This window comes from Bifidobacterium sp. MSK.17.10 (genome assembly GCF_019129655.1).
GTDB classification, from domain to species: Bacteria; Actinomycetota; Actinomycetes; order Actinomycetales; family Bifidobacteriaceae; genus Bifidobacterium; species Bifidobacterium adolescentis.
The window spans coordinates 1-21,931 of record NZ_JAHOJD010000010.1 but is presented as its reverse complement, the minus strand read 5'-3'; the positions used below and the strand labels follow the sequence as shown (position 1 = coordinate 21,931).

Here is a 21,931-nt window from a genome sequence, read left to right as displayed (position 1 = left end):
GACGAAAACGGCAATGAAAAACGCCCGCCGACCTTTTTGGCCGACGGGCGTTGAACTAGCCAGCGTGAGATGCGATCCGTTACAGGATGTCCGGATCGTCCTTGGCGATGGTGCCGGTCGCCTTGCCGATGGCCTTCAGGCCGTGGTAGGCGACGAGGATGACGACGGTGCCGATGGCGATGCCGTTGAAGGAGATGCCGTTGAAGGCGAACTCGAACTGGCCGACGGCGATGATCATGGTGATGGCGGCCACCATGACGTTGACCGGCTTGTCGAAGTTGACCTTGTTCTCAACCCAGATGCGGATGCCGACCATGCCGATCATGCCGTACAGCAGGGTGGTCACGCCGCCGAGCACGCCGGCGGGGATGGTGTTGATGATGGCGCCGAACTTCGGGCACAGGCTCAGGATCAGCGCGAACGCGGCGGCGCACCAGTATGCGGCGGTCGAGTAGACCTTGGTGGCGGCCATCACGCCGATGTTCTCGCCGTAGGTGGTGGTGCCGGAGCCGCCGCCGAAACCGGCGATGGTGGTGCCGAGACCGTCGGCGAACAGCGCGGTGCCGATCTGGTCGTCATAGTCGCGGCCGGTCATCTGGGAGACGGACTTGACGTGGCCGACGTTTTCGGCAACGAGTACGAGCACGACCGGGATGAACATCGGCAGGATGGTGAAGTCGACCTGCGGCAGACGGAATTCCGGCAGACCGACCCATGCGGCCTTGCCGATGGCTGAGAAGTCGACCTGGCCACGGAAGCAGGCGTACGCGTAGCCGATGATCACGCCGATGAGGATGTTGAGTCGGCCGAGCAGACCCTTGAACAGCACCGCGACGAGCAGCACCGCGACGAGGGTGACGATGGCGGTGTCGGGAGCGACTTTGAAGTTGTTCCACACGCTCGGAGCCAGGTTGAAGCCGATGATGGCCACGATGGCGCCGTTGACGACCGGCGGCATGATGATGTCGATCCACTTGGCGCCCGCGTAATGGACGAGCACACCGATCAGGGCCAGCAGGATGCCGGTGACCATGATGCCGAAGGATGCGACGGCGAGGCCCTTGTGGGCGCTGGCGACGGCCGCGATCGGGGCGATGAAGCCGAAGGACGAGCCCAGGTAGCTCGGCAGCATGTTCTTGTTGATCAGCAGGAACAGCGCGGTCGACATGGCCGTGAAGAACAGGGTGGTGGATGGGTCGAAACCGGTCAGAATCGGCACCAGGAACGTGGCGCCGAACATGGCGATGACGTGCTGCGCGCCGATTTCCGCGGTGCGCGGCCAGGTCAGCCTCTCGTCAGGTTCGACGACCTCGCCGGGCTTCAGCGTTTTGCCGTCGCCGTGGAGCTTCCACGTGAACAGGCCCGCGATTGGATTGGACATGCGATTGTCTCCTAACTCTCTCACGGCACGAAACACGAACACGTGCCGCACAATCACAGGCCATTGTAGCGACTACGCCGATACGTATGGTTTCAAAGTGAGGTAGGGGGCAATCATCACAGCCAGGATACTTATGGACACGATAGGTCACAGATGACGGTCGACGGCATGTACCACGTCCACCAAATCGCCGTTCGACAACACAGGACGTTTGAATTCGCGCCAATCGTCCACCTTCACCACCCAGCGTCCGTCCGTCTCGTCGAGCACCGGGCGTGCCGTCTGCTCCCAACGGAACCGCTTATGGGTGCGCCCAGTCGACGGGTCGCGCCGCGAATAGTGGAAACACGTGCAGTTGGTGATCTTCCATTCGTCGGCGGCCGCTCGATGCATGAACTCCTCGTCGGACAGGTCCTCCAACGTGAGCATCAACGCCAGCATGAGGTCGCCATGGCTGACCATCACCACGGATTCCGCATCCGACTTGCGGTTCAGGGACGTGAGCAGGTTGTGCACGCGGTTCTCGGCCACGTCGGCGATGGACTCGCCCGCCGGCGGACGCCAGTACAGCGGATCGGTGTTCTTGAACATCCAGTTGCGCGCGTAGTTGGTTTTGAAATCGTCCTTCGTGATGGTGTTGATCTCACCCCAGGAGCGTTCGCGCAGCACGCGAGTCTCCTCCCATTTCGCCTTAGGCAGGGCCATCGTGGCCGCCGTCTCACGCGTACGCACGTACGGCGAAACGAGGTAGCGGTCGAACAGCGGCTGCTGCGCGACGAGCCAACGGCCAATGCAGTCGGCCTGCTTGCGTCCGGTGGCGGTGAGCCTCCACGAACGGTCCGGCACGGTGACGTTGTCCTGCGTATACAGCGAGTTGTCACCCTGTTCGCCGGCGCTGATGATGACGTTCGCCTCCGACTCGCCATGTCGGATCACATACAGATCAAGGGGCATTCCCATATTCGTTTATTCCTTCGCTTTCATCCACATCCTGCGCGCACGTTCCTTGTTCCGCCGTTCATTCGGCCGGTGGCGCGCATCATCATTGAATGCTTCCACCGTAGCTGATTCGCGCGTGTTTCGCACGCGCGGACACGTCGATTTCACGATTGGCACACCCGAATTTCGCGGTGCCGTCACCGGCGGTTCACCGCAACCGGCGTGGTAGACGCCGTGATCGCAATCACTCCGGCCAGATGCCGTTCTGCGCGTACTTGGTGCGGTACTCCCCCGGCGTCATGCCGGAATGTTTTTTGAACACCTTCGAGAAATGGCTTTGCGACCGGTATGCGAGGATCTGGGCGATCTCGTCGAAGCTGTATTCCGAGTATTTGAGCATGTTCTCGGCCGCTTCCATACGCTTGTCGGTGATGTATTGCGATATGGCCGTGCCCGTTTCGCGTTTGAACAGCTCCGACAGATACGTGGGATTCAGATGCACATGCTCGGCGAGGATGGGCACGGTGATTTTCTCATGCAGATGGTAGTGGATGTAGTCCAGGCATTCGTTGACGGCTTTGGAATGTGTTTCCGCCTTCTGCATGTCGGCCATGGCCCATGTGAAGAATGTCATCATGTCGGTGTGCAGGCGGCGCACGTCGTCGGGCGTTTTGCAGTTTTCCAGGTTCTGGATGTACAGGTCGGAGGCGTTGTAGGCGTCCTCCTCGTCCATACCGCCTTCGATGGCGAAACGTGTGGCGAGCGTGATGGTGGTGACGAACCGGTATTTCGCGTTTTTGAGCGGATCGTCCGACAGGTAGCCGTACAGTCCGGAGTCCCACAGACGTGTGCTTTCGGCGATGGCGTTGATGTCGCCGGAACGCATCATGTCGTATTGCTTCATTTCCTCGACGTACCGGTGGTGCCGGACGCGGTCCTCCCTGGAAAGAAAGTCCAGGTATCTCAGCTTCGCTTCGTCAACAACAGCCATGCTTCTCCCCGCTATTTCCGATCGTCCAAATCGAATCCTCCCTCAAGGATAAAGCTCTTCAGCAGCTTCGTGGCGAGAAGATTCGCCGTGAATTGGGAGACCGGACTATCCGGCTTATCGAAAAACGCCTTTGCCAAAGACCTGTTAACCGACGCTTTCAACCGGTCGAATCGTCCGAATTCGTTCAGGGTTGTCTCTGTAAGGTCAAGCCGCATCATCTCGTTGAGCAACGCCCCATCCACGTCAAACGCCTTGGTGATTTGCTCCACTTGGCTGTTTTTGGCGCTGTTCGCGTAATACGTGATGTAGTCGCGCAGCGTCTTGCCTTCCTCCAACTCGATTTCGCCACGTTCCACATCATGCATGAACAGTTCGGCATACCGTTGTTCCTCTTGACTGAGCGAAGCAAACGACTTATGCAATTCCTCCTCGGCTGATGTCAACAGGGCCGGATCGCCTCCGCCAAGCGCCTTGAGCCATTTGGTGAAGTTGGCGTTCATATAATCCGTATCAATCAATCCTGTATCTATCTCAGTGATATGGCCGTCAAGTTCATATGGCGCTTCCGGACCGCTGCCGGAACCTTCGCCGCTGCTGAACATTTCCTTATACCGCTGTACAAGAATCAGATATGTCCGTTCATCGAACTTCGGCCGCACAACCTCCACGGATCCATCGTCATGGGTGACGGAGTATTCCTGCCGCCCCCAAGTGAAACCTTGCACTTTGGCGGATTCCAGGAAATCATTGAGTTCCACGAACAGTTTTGCGAACTTGCGGCACGCCTCCACCGATTCCGGCAGTCGCATGAAATCTTCCACGCCTCCGGCACTGAACACGGAGGCGATTTCTTCGAAACGCGCATCCATCAGGCGCACGTTTTCCGGCAGTTTCTGCACGAACAGATCGAGCGGCTTGTCTCCGGAATACAGTTTTACCGCCGCTTCGATATACCCCTTCATGGTGTGTGGCTTGCGGTAGTAGCGAATAGTTCCGAAAGGCTTGTCGGGGCCGAACAGTCGATTCGTACGACTGAACGCCTGGATGATGTTCTCATAGTCGATGATTTTGTCGAGGTACAGCGTGTTGACCCACTTGGAATCGAAACCTGTCAGCATCTGATCAACCACAATCAGCAGATCCAGCCGCTCCTCACGGTGCTGGTCGACCGTCAGGTACGGACGCTTGTGGGAAAGCCGCGCGGTGATGTCCTTCTTCATCTTCGGCCATGTGGGGATGATGAAATCCTTGTCGAACAGTTCGTTGTAATCGCCGATGATTTCCTTAAGCGCATCCTCCTTGAGGATTGCGCCGTCGGAATTGTCGACGTTGGGGTCGAACAGCGCGGTCACGTGCATCTGCGGAGCACGTTCCTTGAACAGATGGTAATAGCTGATCGCCTCGGGAATGGAACTCGTGGCCAGCATCGCATGGAATTTGTTGCCTCTGCTCAGCAATGGGAATTGGTCGAGAATATCCTCCACGACCTTGTCCTCATGTGGCGTGCCTTGCGCATACTGCGCTGCGGTCAGATAGTCCTCAATGCCTTTGACATGTTCTCCTGCCTGCGTTTCCATGGATCCCATCGGCATTTGCTTCGGGTCCATGTAATGGTAGAACACCTCAGCTTTCGCCGGATCCGCCTGGGCTTCCTCAACCGTTGCCGCTTTCGCCTTCTGCAACGCGACAGCCTGACGAACATCCTTGTCTCGGTAGGTCAACACCATGTACGGGTCGAATCCGAGCACATTGCCATCGCGGATGCCGTCGGCGATGCTGTATCGGTGAAGGCAATCGCCGAACACCATTGATGTGGTCGCGCCCTTCTTACGGTTCTCCTCATGAATCGGAGTGCCCGTGAAACCGAAATACAACGCGTTCGGGAAGGAATGGCGAATATCCTGCAGCATCTCGCCGAACGTGGAACGATGGCATTCGTCGATAATGAATACGATGCGTTTGCCGGCGAGCTTCCTCACTTCCTCTTCGGTGATATGCCCCTCGCCCGCTTTGATGTTGCTCATTTTCTGGATGGAGGTGACGATGAGCGTGTCTTTGGGGTCGATGCTTGCCAGTTTCGATTTGAGCACATCCGTGTTTTCCGTGCCCTGCACATCATCGGCATCATCCGCGAACGACCGGTATTCCAGCAGCGACTGCGTGCCCAATTCGACACGGTCCATGAGGAAGACCACCTTGTCGGCATCTTTCGAGCCAGCGATGAGCTGCGCAGCCTTGAAGCTGGTCATGGTTTTGCCCGAGCCAGTGGTGTGCCACACATAACCGCCCGGACGGCCCGGCGTGCCGCTTGGCACCGGCTCATCCCATTTGCAGGTGCGTACACGGTCGGAAATGGCGTTCACCGCCTGGTATTGGTAGCTGCGTAGCACTTTGAGGCATCCGTCTGCGGAATCGGCGACCGTATAGAACCCGATGAGCTGGTGTGCCATGGGAATGGATAGCAGATCAGATGTGAAACGCTTCCATTCATCCTGCCCGACATGGTTGTTCGCCGCTATGGGCTCATTGTTGAAGTCAGCCCAGTGGAAGAAGTAGTTGCTGTTGAAATCGCCTTCACCGGGATTGGCGAAGTACACGGCATCATCCGGATTCATGGCCACGAAGACCTGCACGAGTCTGAACAGCCCGGTGAACACGCCTTCATGCGCGTATTTGGCGATTTGATTGGTGGCCTGGCTTATGGGAATGCCGCTTTTCTTCAGTTCGATATGGATGACCGGCATGCCGTTGATGAGCAGGCAGACGTCTCCTCTACGATCGTTCAGCATTTTGTTTTTTGCCGGATACATCGGCTGTCTTGCGATTTGGTACCGGCTTTGCCCAGCGGCGATTTCCTGGCGATCGTAGATCTTCAGGCTGATTTCCTTACCGAAATGTGCTGTGTCTGCGGGATTGTCACGTTTGATGGACACGGTTTTGCCGTTGATGAAGGAGTTCAACGCCAATGGCGTGCGCAATGTTTCGATCTGTTCAAGGATCTGCGCCATCTCACCCTTGGTAAGGCGCTGCCCGTTCAGACGATCGATGCCTTTGTTGTTGTCGAATAGGATGTTGGCCCAGTTATCGATGAGATCCTGTTCAGTCGGGTATTCCAACACACCATCGGTCCACCCGTGGCGTTTCAGCACCGCGACCAGATCGTCTTCGAAATCCGATTCCTTATCGTAGAACATGTTTCATCTCCCCGAACGCACCGTCACTTTCTGAGCCCAATCTTACGAGCGCAACCCCTAACATCCAAGAAGCAACACCACAATACTTACGCTGATGAAGGGTGATGAGGGAGTCCAGACGGTCGAAGAACGCGCCGATTTGGCGCTGCTCGTCGATTCTCTTGGGAATGCAGATCTGCGTTTCAAAGAAATCATCTGGAGCAATGTTGAGCAATCCATGGTTTCTGGCTCCCTCAGCCGCGATTAATTGAACAGCTTTGTACCATCTATCAGTCTCGTAGTATGTGACTAAGAAATCAGGGTCTCCAGAAAGCAACTCAAAACAGATATACAGTGTTGAAACGCAGCCCATGTCATACTTTTCCAGCCTTTTTATCGCTCCCCACGGGCTGTCAGTCGAGGTGCTTTTGTTGTAGGCAAATTCTCCCTTATGCAGAAGGAAGTATCCGCTCATGTCTTTGCTTGCAACTTGGTTGTTGAAAAAAGTTCTCTGATCCACCAAACCGTATTGAGCAGAAATGGTAAGGGGAAGATCGGAATCTCTGTTCTCATTCTTTCGGGTAACCCTACGTGCGACATCGCCCAGCTTACGCTGTTCCCAAGGGTCAGTGAAACCAGCGAAACGAATCTGCGGAACTAGTGTTTTTCCATGCTGTTCGGCCATAATTATTCACCCCCGAGCAGTGCTTTGAGCTCTTCCAAGCCCGCCAGATCGCGGGCGTTACCGGTCAAATCGCCAAGCATTCCAGCCAATTCCTTCTCCGCTTCATCGATTTGGCCGCATACATCGGCATATGTGGTGGCGTACTTGTTCTTCAACGCGTTCACTTTGCCAATGAGCTCGTCGATCACGGCATTCGGTAGTTTTTCCAACTGCTTCTGTAATGGTGTAATCCACTTGGCTTCCAGCAACCTTCTGGCTTCGTCATCACTCAACGCCTTAATCGTGTTGCAGGTCTTCTCCTCCAACGCGTTTCGCTTGGTCTTGATACCAGATTTCAGCTTCTTCGTCTCATCGAATAGCTTCTGAGCCTGCACCAAGCCACGCTCGAAGTCGGAAGCCGGATTCTTGCCGATCGCCTTGACCGCCTTCTTCAACTCGGCAGCAACGAAGGCATCACCGTCCTGATTAACCGCATCACTATTCTGCTTGTCATCCTCATCGAAACCTTCCAAAATGGTTTCAATCTCGGAATCAATGTCCTGCACACGGCGTTCGTCCGCCTCGATCGCGGCCAAATCATCGTGCAGCAGCTCACGCTGAACCAAGTCGAAGGGCAGAACGCGGCCAATCCAGCCATCCTGCACTTCCACATCCTTGCCGCCTTTTTTCTTGATGACCATGTTCGGGTCCACGGCTCTTACCGCATCGAAACCCTCGGACCCCAACACTTCCAAATCAATGGAAATGCCGCCCCATGCGTCATCAAGCTTCTGATAGGCGTCATACGGGTCAACCAGTGGGGTTCCGGCAATCATCGCATCCAGTTCCTTGCCAATGGCCGTTTCCTGACCGAGCGCATCCACCTGTTCGGGATGCTCCACCAAGCGGGAGCGCAAATCGACAGGCAATCCGGAAATGGCCTGACCATACGAGGCAATGAACGCCTGTACGTCGGCATTATTGCGCACCACAGTGGCGATATCATCGTGATCGCAGGCATAGCAGGCACCATTATCGCGGAACAGCTCAGCCTTCAGACTCGGCCAGGCGTTCCAATATTCCCCAAGCTGCTCGACCTCGCTCTTCGGAACGCCTCCGAACATCGAAGCGTACATATCCCATGTCTCCGCATTCTCAGACGAATCAACATACCGGGGAATGTTGAGGTTGTAATCATTGGCGCGAATCTCGTCAATGGACACCAAACGGCTGAATTTGGGCACCGTGCGGTTGTTCGACACCACGTCGACAATGCGTTTGATGTCAGAAGCCTGTAGCTTGTTGTTCTTGCCGTCCTTGATGAAATGTTTCGACGAGTCAACAATGAGCACCCTGTCGTCATCGCGTTTCTTGCGCAGCACCATCACGATGGTGGGGATGCCCGTACCGAAGAAAATATTCGCCGGTAGACCAATAATCGCCTGAATATGACGGTTCTCAATCAGATTCTTACGAATCTGACCTTCCTCGCCGCCGCGGAACAGCACCCCATGCGGCAGAACAATGGTCATAATGCCATCGGCACGCAGATGGTACAGGTCATGCAGCAGGAACGCATAGTCCGCCTTGGATTTCGGAGCTATGCCATAACTGAAGCGCGGATCAATCTCCTTATCAGTGGGATCCCAATTCTGTGAGTAGGGCGGATTGGAAACCACCGCATCCACGAACAACGGATTGTAGGTCTCCTCCTTGTTCTCCAACGTGTCGAACCACGGCCAGTCGTCCTCCAGAGTGTCGCCGTTGCGGGCAACGATGTTATCGGGAAGAATGCCACGCATCACCAGATTCATACGCGTGAGGTTATAGGTGTTCTCCTTAAGCTCCTGCGCGTAATACATGATGGAATCCGGATTGCCGTTGCGCCGAGCCACAGCCTGGCCGATATGAATCAGCAAGGAACCGGAGCCGGATGTCGGATCGTAGATCTTGATCTGCTCGCGCCCCTGCAAATGCCAGGCGACAATTTCGCTCATCAGCTGAGAGACTTCGGAAGGCGTGTAGAACTCGCCGGCCTTCTTGCCTGCATTGGCGGCGAAATTGCTGATGAGGTACTCGTAGATGAAACCAAGCACGTCATAATCCTGACGACCATCCATCGGAATGTCTTTAATGAGATAAATCAAATCTCGCGCGGCCTTGGACTGGCTTCTCGCGTCAGTGCCGAGTTTGGAAAGTCCAGTCTGCAACGTGTCGAAAATACCATCGAACACTTTCCTATGCGCAGGATTGATATTGCGGGAGAACGCCGAAAGCGCATCACGCACATTGGAAATCTCGAAATCGTTGCCCTGCTTGACCCATGTGGAAAACAGGTTGTCATAGGCGATGAAGTAGCCGCACTCACCCTGCACGAATTCCACAATGTCCGGATTATCCTCCGTGAGCTGCGGCAGCTGCTCGTCAGTAAAATCACTGGCTTTCAAGCGCATCAGCTCGGTTTCGGAAAGGAACTTATAAAAGATGAAGCCAAGAATGTAATCCTTGTATTCGTTCGCCTCGATCTTGGAACGCATCTTATTGGCGGATTCCCAAATCTTCGAAGCGAGCTGCTGCTTGTTCATCTATCCCTCCTCATTGCGACACCGGCAAAAAGCTCGGTTCCACGAGCGACTGCACATCTTTCACAAGAATACCGCACCCCCGCTTGGGAACAGCGTAAGCTGGGTGAACTGTCTACTGAATTCAAAAGCGGCGAATTCATCTGCGCTGACAATGTGTCGGAGTCTGGTTCTTATCCAGTCTACGGCGGCAATGGTTTAAGAGGCTATACGACAACTTTCAACCATGAAGGTCTTTATACGCTTATTGGACGCCAAGGCGCACTGTGCGGGAATGTCAATATTGCAGATGGAAAGTCATATTTCACCGAGCATGCTGTTGCTGTAAAAGCAAATCATCTTAATGATACGACGTTCCTCTATTACTTGTTTGGCACGCTTGATTTGGGCCAATATTCAGGGCAATCGGCACAACCAGGACTTGCTGTAAGCAACCTTGTCGAAGTTGAAGCAATGGTGCCAGATAAAGCGGAACAAAAGAAAATCAGCCGCGTATTTAAAACTGTGGACTCCCTCATCACCCTTCATCAGCGTAAGTATGATGGCTGCGCCAATCCCCTATTTTTAGAAAGGCGCATCTCATGCAGGAAACCATCACATCAGAATCGCTGTTCTGCGACTACTACGCCCAGTGGGTGAAAACGTACAAGGAAGGCGCCATCAGAGACGTGACCATGGGCAAATATCGACTTACGCAATCCTGGCTCGGCAAGCTCATCCCTGAACTCAGACTCACCGATATGGATCGAACCGCATACCAGCAGCTCATCAACGGATATGCACAGCATCATGAGCGCCAAACCACCATGGATTTTCACCATCAGATCAAAGGCGCCATTCTCGATGCCGTTGACGAAGGACTCATACCCCGTGATCCAACGCGTAAAGTCATCATCAAAGGCAAGCAGCCACGCATTAAGAAAATGAAGTATCTCAACCAATTCGAGCTGCATGCCATGCTCGCGGACCTTGATCTTGGGGCCGAGGCAAGCTGGGATTGGCTTATCCTCCTTATCGCGAAAACCGGACTCCGATTCTCTGAGGCGCTTGGGCTCACACCCGATGACTTTGATTTCGCACACCAGACGCTTTCCGTCAACAAAACTTGGGATTATAAAAACGGCGGCGGTTTCGTACCCACGAAAAACGAATCGTCCGTGCGTAAAGTGCAACTCGACTGGCAACTCATCATGCAAATGTCTGGATTACTCAAGGATCTTCCGCATGATAAACCTATTTTCGTGCACGGCAAGGTCTACAACTCAACAGCCAACGACGTGCTTGCAAAACATTGCAGAAACGTGGACGTGCCAGTTATTTCCGTCCATGGTCTACGCCATACACACGCATCGCTGCTGCTGTTCGCCGGCGTATCGATCGCCAGCGTGTCACGCCGTCTAGGCCATGCCAGCATGACTACAACTCAGGAAACCTATCTGCACGTCATTCGCGAGCTGGAAAACAAGGATGTAGATATCGTCATGCGGGCACTATCGACACTTATCTAATGGGGGGTTCCTACTCTTTTCAGATATTCGAAATAATCGAGCCACTCGAAGCGGCATATACCGTTTTTCACCATCTTCAGTAAAAGCGCCAAACACCGTTGCCAGACTCAATTCCGTAGGTGGTTTTGTGGTTCCGTAGGTGGTTGGTTCTGGTATTGGTGTCTGAGAATGGCTTAATTTAAGCCGTTTCTCAAACGCCTTTCCTCCGGCAACCACCTACGGAAGCGAAAAACCACCTACGGAACACCCGCTTGGGAACAAACCCGCCGCAAGTCACCAGGCCAAGACGAATCTCGGCACACGAGGAACCGGAAATTGTCGTTCCGGAGCGCAGCCGCACGGTCACACGCCACACTCCGGAACCAAAGGCTTTTAGAAATAGGTGCTACAGCCAAGCTTGACGGCGAGGACGATGCCGGTGAGCACGGCGGCGGCGCGCATGATGTTCTCGGGGATATGGCGTGTGACCGGAGGGGCGATGGAACTGCCGATGATGCAGCCCAGGCACATGGCGATGGCGAACGGCCAGTAGACGGAGCCACGGCAGATGAACATGATCGCGGCGGAGATGTTCGCGCCGAAGCCGACCACGGTCTTCAGCGCGTTGATCTGGTGGAACGGGCCGATCTTGCCGAGGTCGAGGATCGCCAGGGCGAGGGTACCGGCGGCGGCACCGAAATATCCCGAATAGATGCCGACGAAGCTCACGCCGATCCACAGCCACCACGGGTCGTTGCGCAGACTGCCATTGGCCGTCCTACTGGCGATCAGCGCCGCGCGCTCGCCTTGCTGCGATTGGGGCAACGCCTGCGCGACAGCGTCGCGTGCGGCCGCTTTCTTCCGCGGGTTCAGCGCGATGATCAACGCGCTGAACAGAATGAGCGGCGGCACAGCGAATTCGAAGACCTTCGCGGGCAATTCCAACAGCAGCAAGCCGCCGATGATGCCTCCGACCAAGCCGATGCAAGCGTAGACAGCCACACGGCGTCCCTGGCCTTTGAGCTCCTTGCGGGCGGAGAGCAGGCCGCCGATGCCGGTGCCGCACACGCCCACCGTGTTCGTGGTGTTGGACAGCACGGGCGGAATGCCGAACGCCAGCAACGCAGGATAGGAGATCAGCGAGGACGCGCCGACCGCGTATCCGACGAATCCCGCGCCGATTCCGGCGACAAGCACCAGCAGCAAAGTGGTGATGGACACTCCTGCGATCATGACCGCTTCCCCTTCGTAAAACTCCTACGTAGTCCTCCTATAAGTAACGGGAGCCAAGCTTAACGGCTCGGCTCCCGCATATCACGCGTTTGCCCAGAACGTGGCCGGGCAAACGTCATATCAGTGGTTGCGCTTGGCGATCAGCGACTCGGTCCAGTAGGCGGCGAGCGGAATCAGGGCCCACTGCAGCGCGAGACCGGGCAGGCCGGCGGCCAGGTCGCTCGTCCATGTGGCGGCGATGGCCTTGCTGGAACCGAACGCGAACACGGCGATCGCGGTGGCTGCGGTCAGCACCACACGTCCGGCGAGCTGTGCGATGACCACCTTCGCCAGGCTCGGCAGCTTGATGCCGCGCAGCAGACCGGCCACCAGGCCGTATGCGCACAGTTCGACCATCATGAGCGGCAGCATCGCCAGCATCGGCATGCCGGACAGCAGGAAGCTCACGAGCGGAGCGGCGGCGCCGGCGATCGCGCCGACGGCGGGGCCCGCGATCAGGCCGACGAAGATGATCGGCAGATGCATCGGCAGGAACGCGACGCCCAGCATGGTGCCCTGTCCGGAGACGGCGCCGATGACGTGGAACAGTTGCGGCAGCACGACCGCTGCGACGATGGCGAGCAGGGTGGCTGCTGTCTTGGTGCCGAGACTCAGTTTCGGCAGGTCGGTGCGGCGCAGGGTGGCCGCGGGCATGGTTGCGGAATCAGACATTTGTTTTCTCCTTAATGTTTCCTTCTCTTCGGATATGCGTATACGTCATACCGGCTCGACGACCGACCCACCGTCCGGCAGCGCGGTGTCGACCAGCAAATCGGCGACGGCTTGGATATTGGTCGCTTCGAAATAGCGGTTTTCCAGCGGAATCCACTCGTCGACGAATCGTTGCAACATGCGTGGATTGCGTCGTTCGAGCCGACGCAACTGTTCGGCAGGATCGACCGCAAGACAGATCATGCAATCGTAATACCCCCGCAAGGCGGGGTGCATGCTGTAGCTGCCTTCCACAATGGTCAGCTGGGCCGGTTCGACGGCGTACGCGACGGCGAAATCGCCTGTATGGCAATCCCATGGCTGGTATTGCGCGGCTTGTCCGGCGGCGAGCGGTGCCAACACTTCCGTTTCGAACCGTTCACGGTCCACGTTGCCGCCGGGTTCGGCGAAACGTTCCGGCGTGCGCTGTTCGGGACGGAGGAAGAAATCGTCCATGTGCAGCACGTTGCCGCCGAAACGCCTGTTGAGCATCGCGGCAAACGTGGTTTTGCCAGACGTGCATGGCCCGTCGATTGCGACGAACACACAATCGCGTTCGGCAAGCAACGTTTCGATACGTGCGATTGCGATGCTGGCTTCCGTAGGCTTCGCGGGTTTCGTGACCATTGCGTTCGCCGTCAGTCGAGTACGGTCAGACGGTACGCGCGCGAACCGATGCCAAGTTCCTCGGCGTATTCGAGGATGTGTTCGCCGTGGAGCGAGGCGATGCGTTCGGTGACGGACGCTCCGTCGGGGGCGGTGTGGATGAGGTCGACGCATGCCTGGTCGAGTGCCACCGGGTCGAGCGAGGACAGCACGCCGATGTCATGCATGTCCGGTTCCGTCGGGGAGGCCAGGCAGTCGCAATCCACCGACAGGCGGTTCATGACGTTCAGATACATCATCTTGCCATGCATGTGGCTGATCACGGCCTCATCGGCTTCGGCCATCGATTCGAGGAATGCATCCTGAGGAGTTTCCACCCACTTGTCCTTGGTGACGCCGGCGGAATGGATCCAGCGTTTGCCGTTCGACGAGGCTATGCCGATGGACACGTTCTTGAGCGCGCCGCCGAAGCCTCCCATCGGATGGCCTTTGAAATGCGACAGCACGAAAATGGAATCGTAGTCGTCGATATGCTTGCCGACGATGTCGTAGGCGATGTGGCGGTGCTTGGCCACCGGGATCTCGATTTCGCCGCCCATGTCCATGATCTGGATTGGCGCAAGATCGGCGTATCCGTGCTTTTTGAACGTGGCAAGGCTTTTTTCGGGGGTTTCACGATTGCCGTCGTATGCGGTAGCGCATTCCACGAGCGTGCCGCCGATCTCCTGCACGAGGTCCTTGACGAGCGAAGGATTGAGATTATTGGATTTTTCCGATTCGCCGGAATGGACTTTGATGGCCGTTTTGCCTTCCGGCTTGCGTCCGAGCGCATGGTAGGCGGCGACGAGGCTTTCCGGTGTGATGATCGGCGTGAAGAACACTTCCGGTGCGGACTGCGCGTCGGTGCGGTGTTCCAGTCCTTCCAGTCGCGAGGCTTCGAATTGCATCTTGACCCTCCTTGATTCTGCCTGTGTTTTTGGCTTGCATCTCCAGCGTACCAACTTAAACCCGACTTGAAGCAAACAGACCTCAAACCCGTTCGAGATATGTTGCAAAATATGGATTCCCGCGCGTGTCTCCCCATCCGGCCGGCTTGTCCGCATGAACCGGAACACTTGACGCTCGTGATTGATTTTTGCAAGAAATGGTGGACTCGCATAGCCACCAAGGAAATGGCGTTCATTGGCATCGTCACGTTGGCGGCCTCTCTGGTGGCTTCGTGGCTCAAGCAGTTTCCGGGATTCAGCCTGTTCGGCGCGTTGATCATCGCTCTGCTCATCGGCATGGTCGCGCAGTTCCCGATCCGCAAATGGTATTCGAGCCGTTCCGCCGAACATAAGGCCGGTGTGAAGGATGCGGCCGGGCTCATTTCGAACAAGCTGCTTCGCCTGGGCATCATCCTGCTTGGTTTCAAGCTCAATCTGACGGTGCTGTTCACACAGGGTATCAAGTGTCTGCCGATCGCGGCAGTGGTGGTGACGCTCACCATCGTGGTGTGCTACAACATCGCACGCAAGCTTGGCGTCGATCCGCAGCTCGCCATTCTCGTGGCGGGCGGTACCGGCATCTGTGGCGCGGCAGCCGTCATGGGATTGTCCGGCTCCATCAAGGTGCCGCCGGAAAAAGAGGATGAGAAGGCCAACAATGAGGTGATGGCCGTGGCCATCATCGCCATCATGGGCACCATCTTCGCATTGCTGGAAATCGCCCTTGGGCCGTTGACGGGCCTGAGCAAGACGCAGCTGGGCATCACCGCCGGAGCCTCCTTGCACGAAATCGCCCATGCCGTGGCGGCCGGCGACGCGTTCGGCGCGGTGGACATCGCCACCATCATGAAGCTTTCCCGCGTGCTGATGCTGGTGTTCGCGGCCATCGTCATCGCCATCTGGTGGGACAGAAACCATTCCGAAATACCGACGGACGGTAAACGCAAAGTGTCGTTCCCATGGTTCATGCTCGGTTTCATCGGCGCTTCCATCATCGGCACGTTCGTGCCGTTCATCGGTGCCATCGCACCGAATCTGGTCGATTTCGCATACATCGTGCTCGGCATGGCCATGGCGGCGCTCGGCATCAACGTGAATTTCAGCGCCATCGCGAAGAAGGGACAGAAGGCGTTCCTGGCGAGCTTCCTCACGTCCGTGCTGCTCATGTGCTTCGCGGCGGGAATCGCGGCGCTGTTCTTCTAATCGCCTTCCGTTGTGCCACGCTGTCGTTTTGCGGAGGGCAGTTGGATTTCGGACAGCAGAATCGCACCGAAAATCAGCGCGAAACCGCATAACGACGGCACGGTCAGCGTTTCGCCGGTGAAAATCACGGATACCAGCATGGCGAAGATGCATTCCGTGCTTAAGATCACGGACGCCTCGGAAGTGGGCAGATTCTGTATGGCGATGGTTTGAAACACTTGGGCGATCACCGTGGAGCCGATCACCAGGTAGGCGATGCACAGCACGATGTCCCACCGCGCCCAAGCCATGGACGGTCCGCCTTCGGTAAGCACCGCGCCAGCACCGAACAGCAGGGCGCACCACACGAATTCGGCAAGCATCAGCGCGATCGCGTCGAAATCCTTGCCGATGAAACCAACCAAAACCAGATTCAACGCGAAGAAAAACGCGCCGATGATAGTCATGGCGTCACCGAAGCTCATATGCATGAGTTCCGCGCCACCGCCGCCGCTCAGCGACACCAGACCAATGCCGAACGCGCAGACGAACGCGGCCACCAGATGCTGCCAGCTGGGGCGTTTGCGCGTGAACGCCCACACCACGAACGGCACCATCACGCAATAGGTGTCGGTGAAGAAGCTGTTGCGTCCGGGAGACGTGGTTTCAAGTCCTTTGAGCTGGAAGATGAATCCCAGCCAGTAAGTCAACGCGAGTATCAGACCGGGAACGATATAGCGGCGCAGGCGAATCCTGCGAAGACGTGGGAAAAACACGATGGCCATAAGCAGTACCGCCGAAGCCATGCGGAAGAACATCATCCACTGTGTCGGCATGTTCTCCTGCACATGCTTGAGCATGGTGTAGCCGGACCCCCATACCGCCGCGTTGACCAGCATCATCACGCGGGCGACCGGCTTCGATACGCTAATGCCTTCCGATGATTCCTGCCCCGCGTCTGCCATCCGCCCCCCCCTTACACGCTTCCACACATCCGACGTCGTATTCACGTCATGCTTTCCGAAGGAAACTTTAGACGTGGCTGCGGAAGCAACACGCGGGAGCATGCTACTGCGCTTTGGCCGCCTGGCTGTTCACCCAGTTGTCAGCCATGTCAATGGCTTCGTCAAGCGTGACCTTGGCCGCCTTGTAATACTTGGAATCCTTGATGTTGCTGCTTTCGACGAGCTTCTGTCCGGAGTCCGCGGCCTTGGACAGCGCGGACAGCAGTTTGCGCCCGGTCAGGGTCAGGGAATCGTCCTTGCTGAGTTTGTCGACCAGTTTGTCTGCCTCGTCGATCGACTGTTGCAGTTCCTTTTTGGATTCATCCAACGATTTCGTGTCGGAGGTGCCGTTCGAAGAAGTGCTGTTCGAAGAGGCTCCGTTCGATTGCCCGGATGGGTTATTGGACGATTGTCCAGCTGCCGCGCCATCCGAATCGGCCTTCGGATCCTGCAACGCGGTTTCGGCGTTTTTCTCTTGGATGCTTTTCAGACTGGCGTTCAGGGAATCGGTGGCGCTGTCCAACGTTTTGGCTACGAGATTGAGCTGCGTGATGGTGGCTTCCGCCTTGCAGCCTTCCGTATCGACTGTGTTCTCGGCGCTGGTGGCCGCGTCCGCGAACGCGTCGATGATGTCGTTCACGCCGAGCGCGCCTCGAATCAGCTTCTGCAGTTCGCTGCCGTTTTCGGAAGTGTCGAGCACGGCTTTGCGGGCCGAGCTGAATTCCGCGAGCGATTGCCGGCATGTGGCCAATGCTTCCTGATGCTTGTTGCGGTAAACGCACACGCCGGCACCGCATGCCACGATGAGGGCCACGACCACGGCAAGGACGATCGGCCATGCCTTGCGGGGGCTGGAAGGCTGTTCAGTGGTCTGGTACTGATAATCCATACGTGTCACCCCTTGCGAACCGATAGCTGTCATCGTTCTTCGTCTTGTTAACCTTGCCTATTGTACGGGCTTGAAGATGGGAATATCCTGAATGGGCATCCTGCGCACACCAATGACGCAGGATCGGGCTGGCATATCGTCTCTCCGCAGGCGTGCCGCATGTCCATCACGGCCAGCAGCCCCCGTTTGTCCGCTCGTTCGACAGCCATGTCCACGAAATCGACCGGCAGATGCCGTTTGTCGGCGATTTGCCGCACCGTCAATCCTGCGGCGATGTCGCCGGCGATGCGTGCGACGATATCGTTCCGGCCGTCGCCGTATGTATCAGCCGTACGTGGCGTGCGCCGCCATCCGTGCGCGGAAGCGCCGGACCGTTCCATACCGCTCACCATATCAACCGCAATGTTTGGAAGGCGATGATGGCGATGACGTATGCCACGGCCAAGCTCAGCAGGACGGATCGCGCCGCGACTTTCGTGCCAAACTGCCGTCGCATTTCGGCGACCGTTGCAAGACATGGCGTGTAGGCGAGCGTGAACAGCAGGAAGGCGATGGCCGCCGCCTTGCCGTGGCCGTGCGATGACTGGTCGAACGAGGCGCGCAGCTTCTGTCCCAGCGTTCCCTCCCCGGCTTGTTGGGAAGCCGCATCATCCGGTTCGTCCGCATGGTAGGACTGCGACATCGAACCGACCACGACCTCTTTGGCCACGAATCCCGTGATCAGCGCGGCCGAGGCATGCCAGTCGTCGAAACCGGCCGGCGCGAACACGGGAGCGACCGCGTCGGCGAGCACGCCATACGCGGAATCATGCACGTCGTCGACATGAGCGAAACCGCCTGCGTTGGCGGTTACCGGAATGCCCTGCAGCAGCCACAGCGCCGTGATCATTGAAATGATGATCACGCTGGCTCCACGGATGAAGCCCCATAGACGCAGCAGCACCGAACGTGCCAGCTGCAACGCGCGCGGGCATTGGTATGCGGGAAGCGCCAGCATCAACGGTTCGGGTTCGAGGCCGCGGAACATGGTGTGGCGCAGCAGCACGCCGACCAGCAGGATGACCATGACCGAAGCCACGTACATGAGGAAGACCACGAGACCGGCGTATTTCGGGAAGAACGCGTGGGCGAGCACCAAAAACACCGATAGTCGCGCGGAACATGCCGCGAACGGCACCAGCATGCCGGTAAGCACCCGTTGCCGGGAATCGGATAGGGTTCGTGTGGCGGCCAAAGCCGGCAGATTGCAGCCGAAGCCGACGATGATCGGCAGGAACGCGCGACCGTCCAATCCCAAGGCGCGCATGGCACGGTCCATCACGAACGCGGCGCGGGCCATGTAGCCGGAATCCTCCAAGATTGACAGCAGCAGGAACATGATGCCCATCACCGGAATGAACGTCAGCACGGTGACCACGCCGTCAAGCAGACCGTCCACCAGCAGCGAACGCAGCCAGCCGCCGCTCACGGATGGTCCGAACAGGCCGAGCAGCAGGTCGAGTCCATCTGTGCACCATCCGCGGAAGGTCACGTCAATCCAATCCTGCATGGGGCTGGCGAGCGTGGTGGTGGCCTGGAACACGACGAACAGCACCGCAAGGAAGACGAGGACGCCAATCACGGGGTGCAGCAGCACGCGGTCGATGCGGTCGGACAAGGTGACGTGGTCGACCGCATGCATGTCGAGGCCGCGCAATATGCCGGCGGTCCAGTCGAGTCGTGCGTCGGCCCGCGATTCGGCCCAGACGCTCAGGCCGTCGGCGGTTTTCATGTCGGCGTCGGCTGTCGCGGTTGGCAGTGCGGTCAGCCCGTGCGGAACGGGCGTTCCCTCGAAACTTGCGGCGATCGCGCCGGCCAAAGCCTTGCCGCCGTTTCCGGTACGTCCGTCAATCGCGACGACTGGCATGCCGTCCAGCAAATGGGACAGTCGTTCCGCATCGACGCCGCAGCCGTTGCGGACGGCGAGGTCGTTCATGGTGAGTGCCACGACGGTGGGCAGCCCGAGCTCCACCACCATCGACAGCAGGTACAGCGATCGGGACAGCGCGGTGGCGTCCAGCACCACGACGGCAAGGTCGGGAACGGGCATGCCTGACATGCCGGTCAGCGCGTTGACGGCGACCTGCTCATCGGGACTCATCGGCGCCAGAGAATATGTGCCGGGGGTGTCCACGAACTGCCAGTTTTGCGCGTTTCCCGCTGTTTTCGGTTTTTCGTAATGGTATTGCCCGCAGGTGATGGACACCGTGGTGCCGGGCGCGTTCATCGTGCGGGTTCTCGCGCCGAGCAGCGCGTTGAACATGGAAGATTTGCCAACGTTCGGATTGCCTACAAACACGACGCGTTTTACATTTTCGACGTTTCCCATATTGCCGGAGTCGCCGCCCATGCCGTCATTCGCGGGTCTGTTGACACGACAAGCGCGATGCCGGCAACAGCCATTCTGCGAACGGCAGCAGTCGCCGCCCCTCAGGTTCCGTAGATTCAACATTCGCGCATATTCCCGTTCTCTTCGCGTTACGCAACGTCGTCTTGCGCATGTTCATCCCGCGCGAACCGTACCCGGACGGCACGCGCGGTGCCGCCGTCCACCGCGACACGTTCGTTTCCGAATGCGACGACCCTTCCGCCGAAAGCGCTCCGCTGCATGACCCGTAAACCCGCGCCCGGAGCCAATCCTATCTCACATAGGCGGAACCGGTGCCGGTCATCCAGGTCGATGCCGTCCACGACAACGCGCATGGCGCGCGGACAGTCGCGCAGCGTCATGATGGCGCCGCGCTCCCCCGCCCGACGCCGCACCGTGTCATCGAAGCGGCGAGCATGCGTATTATCCATGTTTTCACACATAGCAGGAAACGAAGCAAAGCACAAGAGTGTTTTTCACGGAACTGAACCGCACCCCAATTGTTGGACGTCGGTAAGTGGGATGCAGTCTGAGACCGCGATCTGGCACACATCATCCAGACTTTGGTCGACGATCCCATTGAGCAACGCATTCGCGAACGGCTCGTCCAAGAGCAGGACGGCGAGGCCGTTGCCGACAATGCCCCGGTCAATACAGGCTGTGGCAACGCTGCCGACAATGCCACTGCCGAAAAACGCAAGCCCAGTGCCGCCACATTGGCGGCAATAACAGTACCGGCACAAGCGGCACCGACGCGGTTGCCGACAATCCGCTGGAGCTGGTGGAATCCGGTTGGTCTGTAAGCCAACAGGGGTACGTTAGCTACGCATTCGCCCTGCGCAACACCAGCACAACCCTGCAGGTACAGTATCCAGAAGTCGCCATCACCGGCGAACCAAAGACGGCTCCATCGTGTTCTCGCAGACGCAAACGCTGAATATGGCGTTCCCGAATCAGACTATATATAACGCCGGGCAAGCGGGTCAAGGTACCGCACCGGCCACCGTGGACTTCGTTGCGCTCAGTCCGAATGAGTACAACGTCACGGAAGCACAAGGCACTGCCACTTTCCCCATCAGCGGAATCTCCAAAGTGCGCAACAACGACGGCGGCACGACCTTCAATGGCGAAGTCCGCGCCGTGACCGATGGTTTCAAGCCTTCAGATGGACAGCAGATCAAGGTTTCCCTAGTGTTGCGGGATAAGCAAGGTACCATCATCTATGGAGAAATGGCATTTGTGGATTGGCCGGACAATGGCCAATCCATGCCTTTCTCGATACTGGTGTACGATTTGCCGGACTACACGTCCTACGAGTCGTACGCACAAATTTGGTAGTTCGGCTTAATCGCCATCAGGCCGCGTTACGCGCCGCATCGACACTAGTGTTGCGCCGTGCCTGGCCGAATACACGGCCAGCCATCTTCTCATCGGTCTCGGTCTGGATGATGGTGCGCATCGGGCCCATGCAGATGGCCGAAGCCAAACCGTTCACCACATCAATCAGCAAATACGCCAGCAGCTTGTGGACCACGCCAAGACCAACGACGGAGACGCCCACCAGAGTGATGCCGAAGGCGACCACGCGCATGTTGTTGCGGACGATGATGACGCCGAATCACCGATCATCCTTTGGGAACAACGCGTCGAAGGCATG

The 21,931-nt window shown here is 57.5% G+C and carries 18 protein-coding genes and 3 pseudogenes; 5 read left to right on the top strand and 16 right to left on the bottom strand.

From position 1 onward, the window contains the following. Positions 1 to 79 precede the first annotated feature (79 nt). The 6 genes from KSX58_RS08815 to KSX58_RS08790 all read right to left on the bottom strand — a co-directional run bounded on the left by KSX58_RS08815 (position 80) and on the right by KSX58_RS08790 (position 9,733). The gene (locus KSX58_RS08815) at positions 80 to 1,369 is read right to left on the bottom strand and encodes a uracil-xanthine permease family protein (RefSeq protein ID WP_033500143.1); all 1,290 of its coding nucleotides are present in this window, start codon (positions 1,367 to 1,369) and stop codon (positions 80 to 82) included. Between the two features lie 159 nt (positions 1,370 to 1,528). Beyond that, positions 1,529 to 2,341, bottom strand: a complete 813-nt coding sequence (locus KSX58_RS08810; RefSeq protein ID WP_003808898.1) for a histidine phosphatase family protein — start codon at positions 2,339 to 2,341, stop codon at positions 1,529 to 1,531. A gap of 223 nt (positions 2,342 to 2,564) precedes the next feature. Further along, positions 2,565 to 3,311, bottom strand: a complete 747-nt coding sequence (locus KSX58_RS08805) for a helix-turn-helix domain-containing protein (protein ID WP_003808894.1) — start codon at positions 3,309 to 3,311, stop codon at positions 2,565 to 2,567. Between the two features lie 11 nt (positions 3,312 to 3,322). Further along, positions 3,323 to 6,505: an HsdR family type I site-specific deoxyribonuclease gene (locus tag KSX58_RS08800; protein ID WP_217735676.1), complete on the bottom strand. Its 3,183-nt coding sequence runs from the start codon at positions 6,503 to 6,505 to the stop codon at positions 3,323 to 3,325. After that, a complete protein-coding gene (locus tag KSX58_RS08795) occupies positions 6,492 to 7,169 on the bottom strand; it encodes a restriction endonuclease subunit S (RefSeq protein ID WP_217752075.1) in 678 nt (225 codons plus the stop codon). Before KSX58_RS08795 ends, KSX58_RS08800 begins: the two co-directional genes overlap by 14 nt. A 2-nt stretch (positions 7,170 to 7,171) precedes the next feature. Further along, on the bottom strand, positions 7,172 to 9,733 hold the full coding sequence (locus tag KSX58_RS08790) for a type I restriction-modification system subunit M (protein ID WP_217735673.1): 2,562 nt from the start codon (positions 9,731 to 9,733) through the stop codon (positions 7,172 to 7,174). Between KSX58_RS08790 and KSX58_RS08785 the strand changes: the two genes are divergently transcribed. Together KSX58_RS08785 and KSX58_RS08780 are read left to right on the top strand one after the other, a co-directional pair. After that, positions 9,626 to 10,369 (top strand): restriction endonuclease subunit S, encoded by a 744-nt coding sequence (locus KSX58_RS08785; RefSeq protein WP_369597719.1) that lies wholly within the window; start codon positions 9,626 to 9,628, stop codon positions 10,367 to 10,369. The genes KSX58_RS08790 and KSX58_RS08785 overlap by 108 nt on opposite strands. Then, positions 10,312 to 11,238, top strand: a complete 927-nt coding sequence (locus KSX58_RS08780) for a site-specific integrase (protein WP_035009793.1) — start codon at positions 10,312 to 10,314, stop codon at positions 11,236 to 11,238. Before KSX58_RS08785 ends, KSX58_RS08780 begins: the two co-directional genes overlap by 58 nt. Before the next feature lie 372 nt (positions 11,239 to 11,610). On the opposite strand, the gene KSX58_RS08775 is transcribed toward KSX58_RS08780, so the two are convergent. The 4 genes from KSX58_RS08775 to KSX58_RS08760 all read right to left on the bottom strand — a co-directional run bounded on the left by KSX58_RS08775 (position 11,611) and on the right by KSX58_RS08760 (position 14,753). After that, a complete protein-coding gene (locus tag KSX58_RS08775) occupies positions 11,611 to 12,450 on the bottom strand; it encodes a sulfite exporter TauE/SafE family protein (protein WP_026645755.1) in 840 nt (279 codons plus the stop codon). A gap of 120 nt (positions 12,451 to 12,570) precedes the next feature. Continuing rightward, positions 12,571 to 13,161, bottom strand: a complete 591-nt coding sequence (locus KSX58_RS08770) for a hypothetical protein (protein WP_035009795.1) — start codon at positions 13,159 to 13,161, stop codon at positions 12,571 to 12,573. A gap of 45 nt (positions 13,162 to 13,206) precedes the next feature. Continuing rightward, positions 13,207 to 13,827 (bottom strand): uridine kinase, encoded by a 621-nt coding sequence (locus KSX58_RS08765; RefSeq protein ID WP_217735672.1) that lies wholly within the window; start codon positions 13,825 to 13,827, stop codon positions 13,207 to 13,209. A gap of 11 nt (positions 13,828 to 13,838) precedes the next feature. Further along, positions 13,839 to 14,753, bottom strand: a complete 915-nt coding sequence (locus KSX58_RS08760) for a DUF362 domain-containing protein (RefSeq protein ID WP_035009799.1) — start codon at positions 14,751 to 14,753, stop codon at positions 13,839 to 13,841. A 177-nt stretch (positions 14,754 to 14,930) separates the two neighbouring features. Between KSX58_RS08760 and KSX58_RS08755 the strand changes: the two genes are divergently transcribed. Then, the gene (locus KSX58_RS08755; RefSeq protein ID WP_055309368.1) at positions 14,931 to 15,995 is read left to right on the top strand and encodes a YeiH family protein; all 1,065 of its coding nucleotides are present in this window, start codon (positions 14,931 to 14,933) and stop codon (positions 15,993 to 15,995) included. Here the strand turns inward: KSX58_RS08755 and KSX58_RS08750 are convergent. The 5 genes from KSX58_RS08750 to KSX58_RS08730 all read right to left on the bottom strand — a co-directional run bounded on the left by KSX58_RS08750 (position 15,992) and on the right by KSX58_RS08730 (position 20,705). Further along, a complete protein-coding gene (locus tag KSX58_RS08750; RefSeq protein ID WP_003808854.1) occupies positions 15,992 to 16,939 on the bottom strand; it encodes a DMT family transporter in 948 nt (315 codons plus the stop codon). The two genes, KSX58_RS08755 and KSX58_RS08750, sit on opposite strands and share 4 nt — an antisense overlap. 103 nt (positions 16,940 to 17,042) lie before the next feature. Continuing rightward, positions 17,043 to 17,867 carry a hypothetical protein gene (locus tag KSX58_RS08745; RefSeq protein ID WP_042991141.1) on the bottom strand — a complete coding sequence of 275 codons (825 nt, stop codon included), beginning with the start codon at positions 17,865 to 17,867 and terminating at the stop codon, positions 17,043 to 17,045. Between the two features lie 47 nt (positions 17,868 to 17,914). Further along, complete coding sequence (locus KSX58_RS08740; protein WP_034984234.1) at positions 17,915 to 18,247, bottom strand: hypothetical protein; 333 nt, start codon at positions 18,245 to 18,247, stop codon at positions 17,915 to 17,917. 5 nt (positions 18,248 to 18,252) lie between these two features. Beyond that, a complete protein-coding gene (feoB, locus tag KSX58_RS08735) occupies positions 18,253 to 20,235 on the bottom strand; it encodes a ferrous iron transport protein B (protein ID WP_229081376.1) in 1,983 nt (660 codons plus the stop codon). 149 nt (positions 20,236 to 20,384) lie between these two features. Continuing rightward, complete coding sequence (locus tag KSX58_RS08730) at positions 20,385 to 20,705, bottom strand: ferrous iron transport protein A (protein ID WP_117320340.1); 321 nt, start codon at positions 20,703 to 20,705, stop codon at positions 20,385 to 20,387. 102 nt (positions 20,706 to 20,807) lie between these two features. On the opposite strand from KSX58_RS08730, the pseudogene KSX58_RS08725 reads away from it, so the two are divergent. Together KSX58_RS08725 and KSX58_RS08720 are read left to right on the top strand one after the other, a co-directional pair. Further along, a pseudogene (locus KSX58_RS08725) lies at positions 20,808 to 20,993 on the top strand (XRE family transcriptional regulator); the annotation flags it as partial. A 32-nt stretch (positions 20,994 to 21,025) separates the two neighbouring features. Continuing rightward, positions 21,026 to 21,612: pseudogene (locus tag KSX58_RS08720) on the top strand (serine/threonine protein kinase); the annotation flags it as partial. Between the two features lie 70 nt (positions 21,613 to 21,682). On the opposite strand, the pseudogene KSX58_RS08715 reads toward KSX58_RS08720, so the two are convergent. After that, a pseudogene (locus tag KSX58_RS08715) lies at positions 21,683 to 21,880 on the bottom strand (MFS transporter); the annotation flags it as partial. Positions 21,881 to 21,931: the final 51 nt, after the last annotated feature.

Bases quoted from the DNA above. Each gene is read 5' to 3' on its own strand.
- KSX58_RS08810 (WP_003808898.1), bottom strand. From the start codon at position 2,341: ATGGGAATGCCCCTTGATCTGTATGTGATCCGACATGGCGAGTCGGAG.
- KSX58_RS08805 (WP_003808894.1), bottom strand. From the start codon at position 3,311: ATGGCTGTTGTTGACGAAGCGAAGCTGAGATACCTGGACTTTCTTTCC.
- KSX58_RS08800 (WP_217735676.1), bottom strand. From the start codon at position 6,505: ATGTTCTACGATAAGGAATCGGATTTCGAAGACGATCTGGTCGCGGTG.
- KSX58_RS08795 (WP_217752075.1), bottom strand. From the start codon at position 7,169: ATGGCCGAACAGCATGGAAAAACACTAGTTCCGCAGATTCGTTTCGCT.
- KSX58_RS08790 (WP_217735673.1), bottom strand. From the start codon at position 9,733: ATGAACAAGCAGCAGCTCGCTTCGAAGATTTGGGAATCCGCCAATAAG.
- KSX58_RS08780 (WP_035009793.1), top strand. From the start codon at position 10,312: ATGCAGGAAACCATCACATCAGAATCGCTGTTCTGCGACTACTACGCC.
- KSX58_RS08775 (WP_026645755.1), bottom strand. From the start codon at position 12,450: ATGATCGCAGGAGTGTCCATCACCACTTTGCTGCTGGTGCTTGTCGCC.
- KSX58_RS08770 (WP_035009795.1), bottom strand. From the start codon at position 13,161: ATGTCTGATTCCGCAACCATGCCCGCGGCCACCCTGCGCCGCACCGAC.
- KSX58_RS08765 (WP_217735672.1), bottom strand. From the start codon at position 13,827: ATGGTCACGAAACCCGCGAAGCCTACGGAAGCCAGCATCGCAATCGCA.
- KSX58_RS08760 (WP_035009799.1), bottom strand. From the start codon at position 14,753: ATGCAATTCGAAGCCTCGCGACTGGAAGGACTGGAACACCGCACCGAC.
- KSX58_RS08750 (WP_003808854.1), bottom strand. From the start codon at position 16,939: ATGGCAGACGCGGGGCAGGAATCATCGGAAGGCATTAGCGTATCGAAG.
- KSX58_RS08745 (WP_042991141.1), bottom strand. From the start codon at position 17,867: ATGGATTATCAGTACCAGACCACTGAACAGCCTTCCAGCCCCCGCAAG.
- KSX58_RS08740 (WP_034984234.1), bottom strand. From the start codon at position 18,247: ATGGAACGGTCCGGCGCTTCCGCGCACGGATGGCGGCGCACGCCACGT.
- feoB (WP_229081376.1), bottom strand. From the start codon at position 20,235: ATGGGAAACGTCGAAAATGTAAAACGCGTCGTGTTTGTAGGCAATCCG.
- KSX58_RS08730 (WP_117320340.1), bottom strand. From the start codon at position 20,705: ATGGATAATACGCATGCTCGCCGCTTCGATGACACGGTGCGGCGTCGG.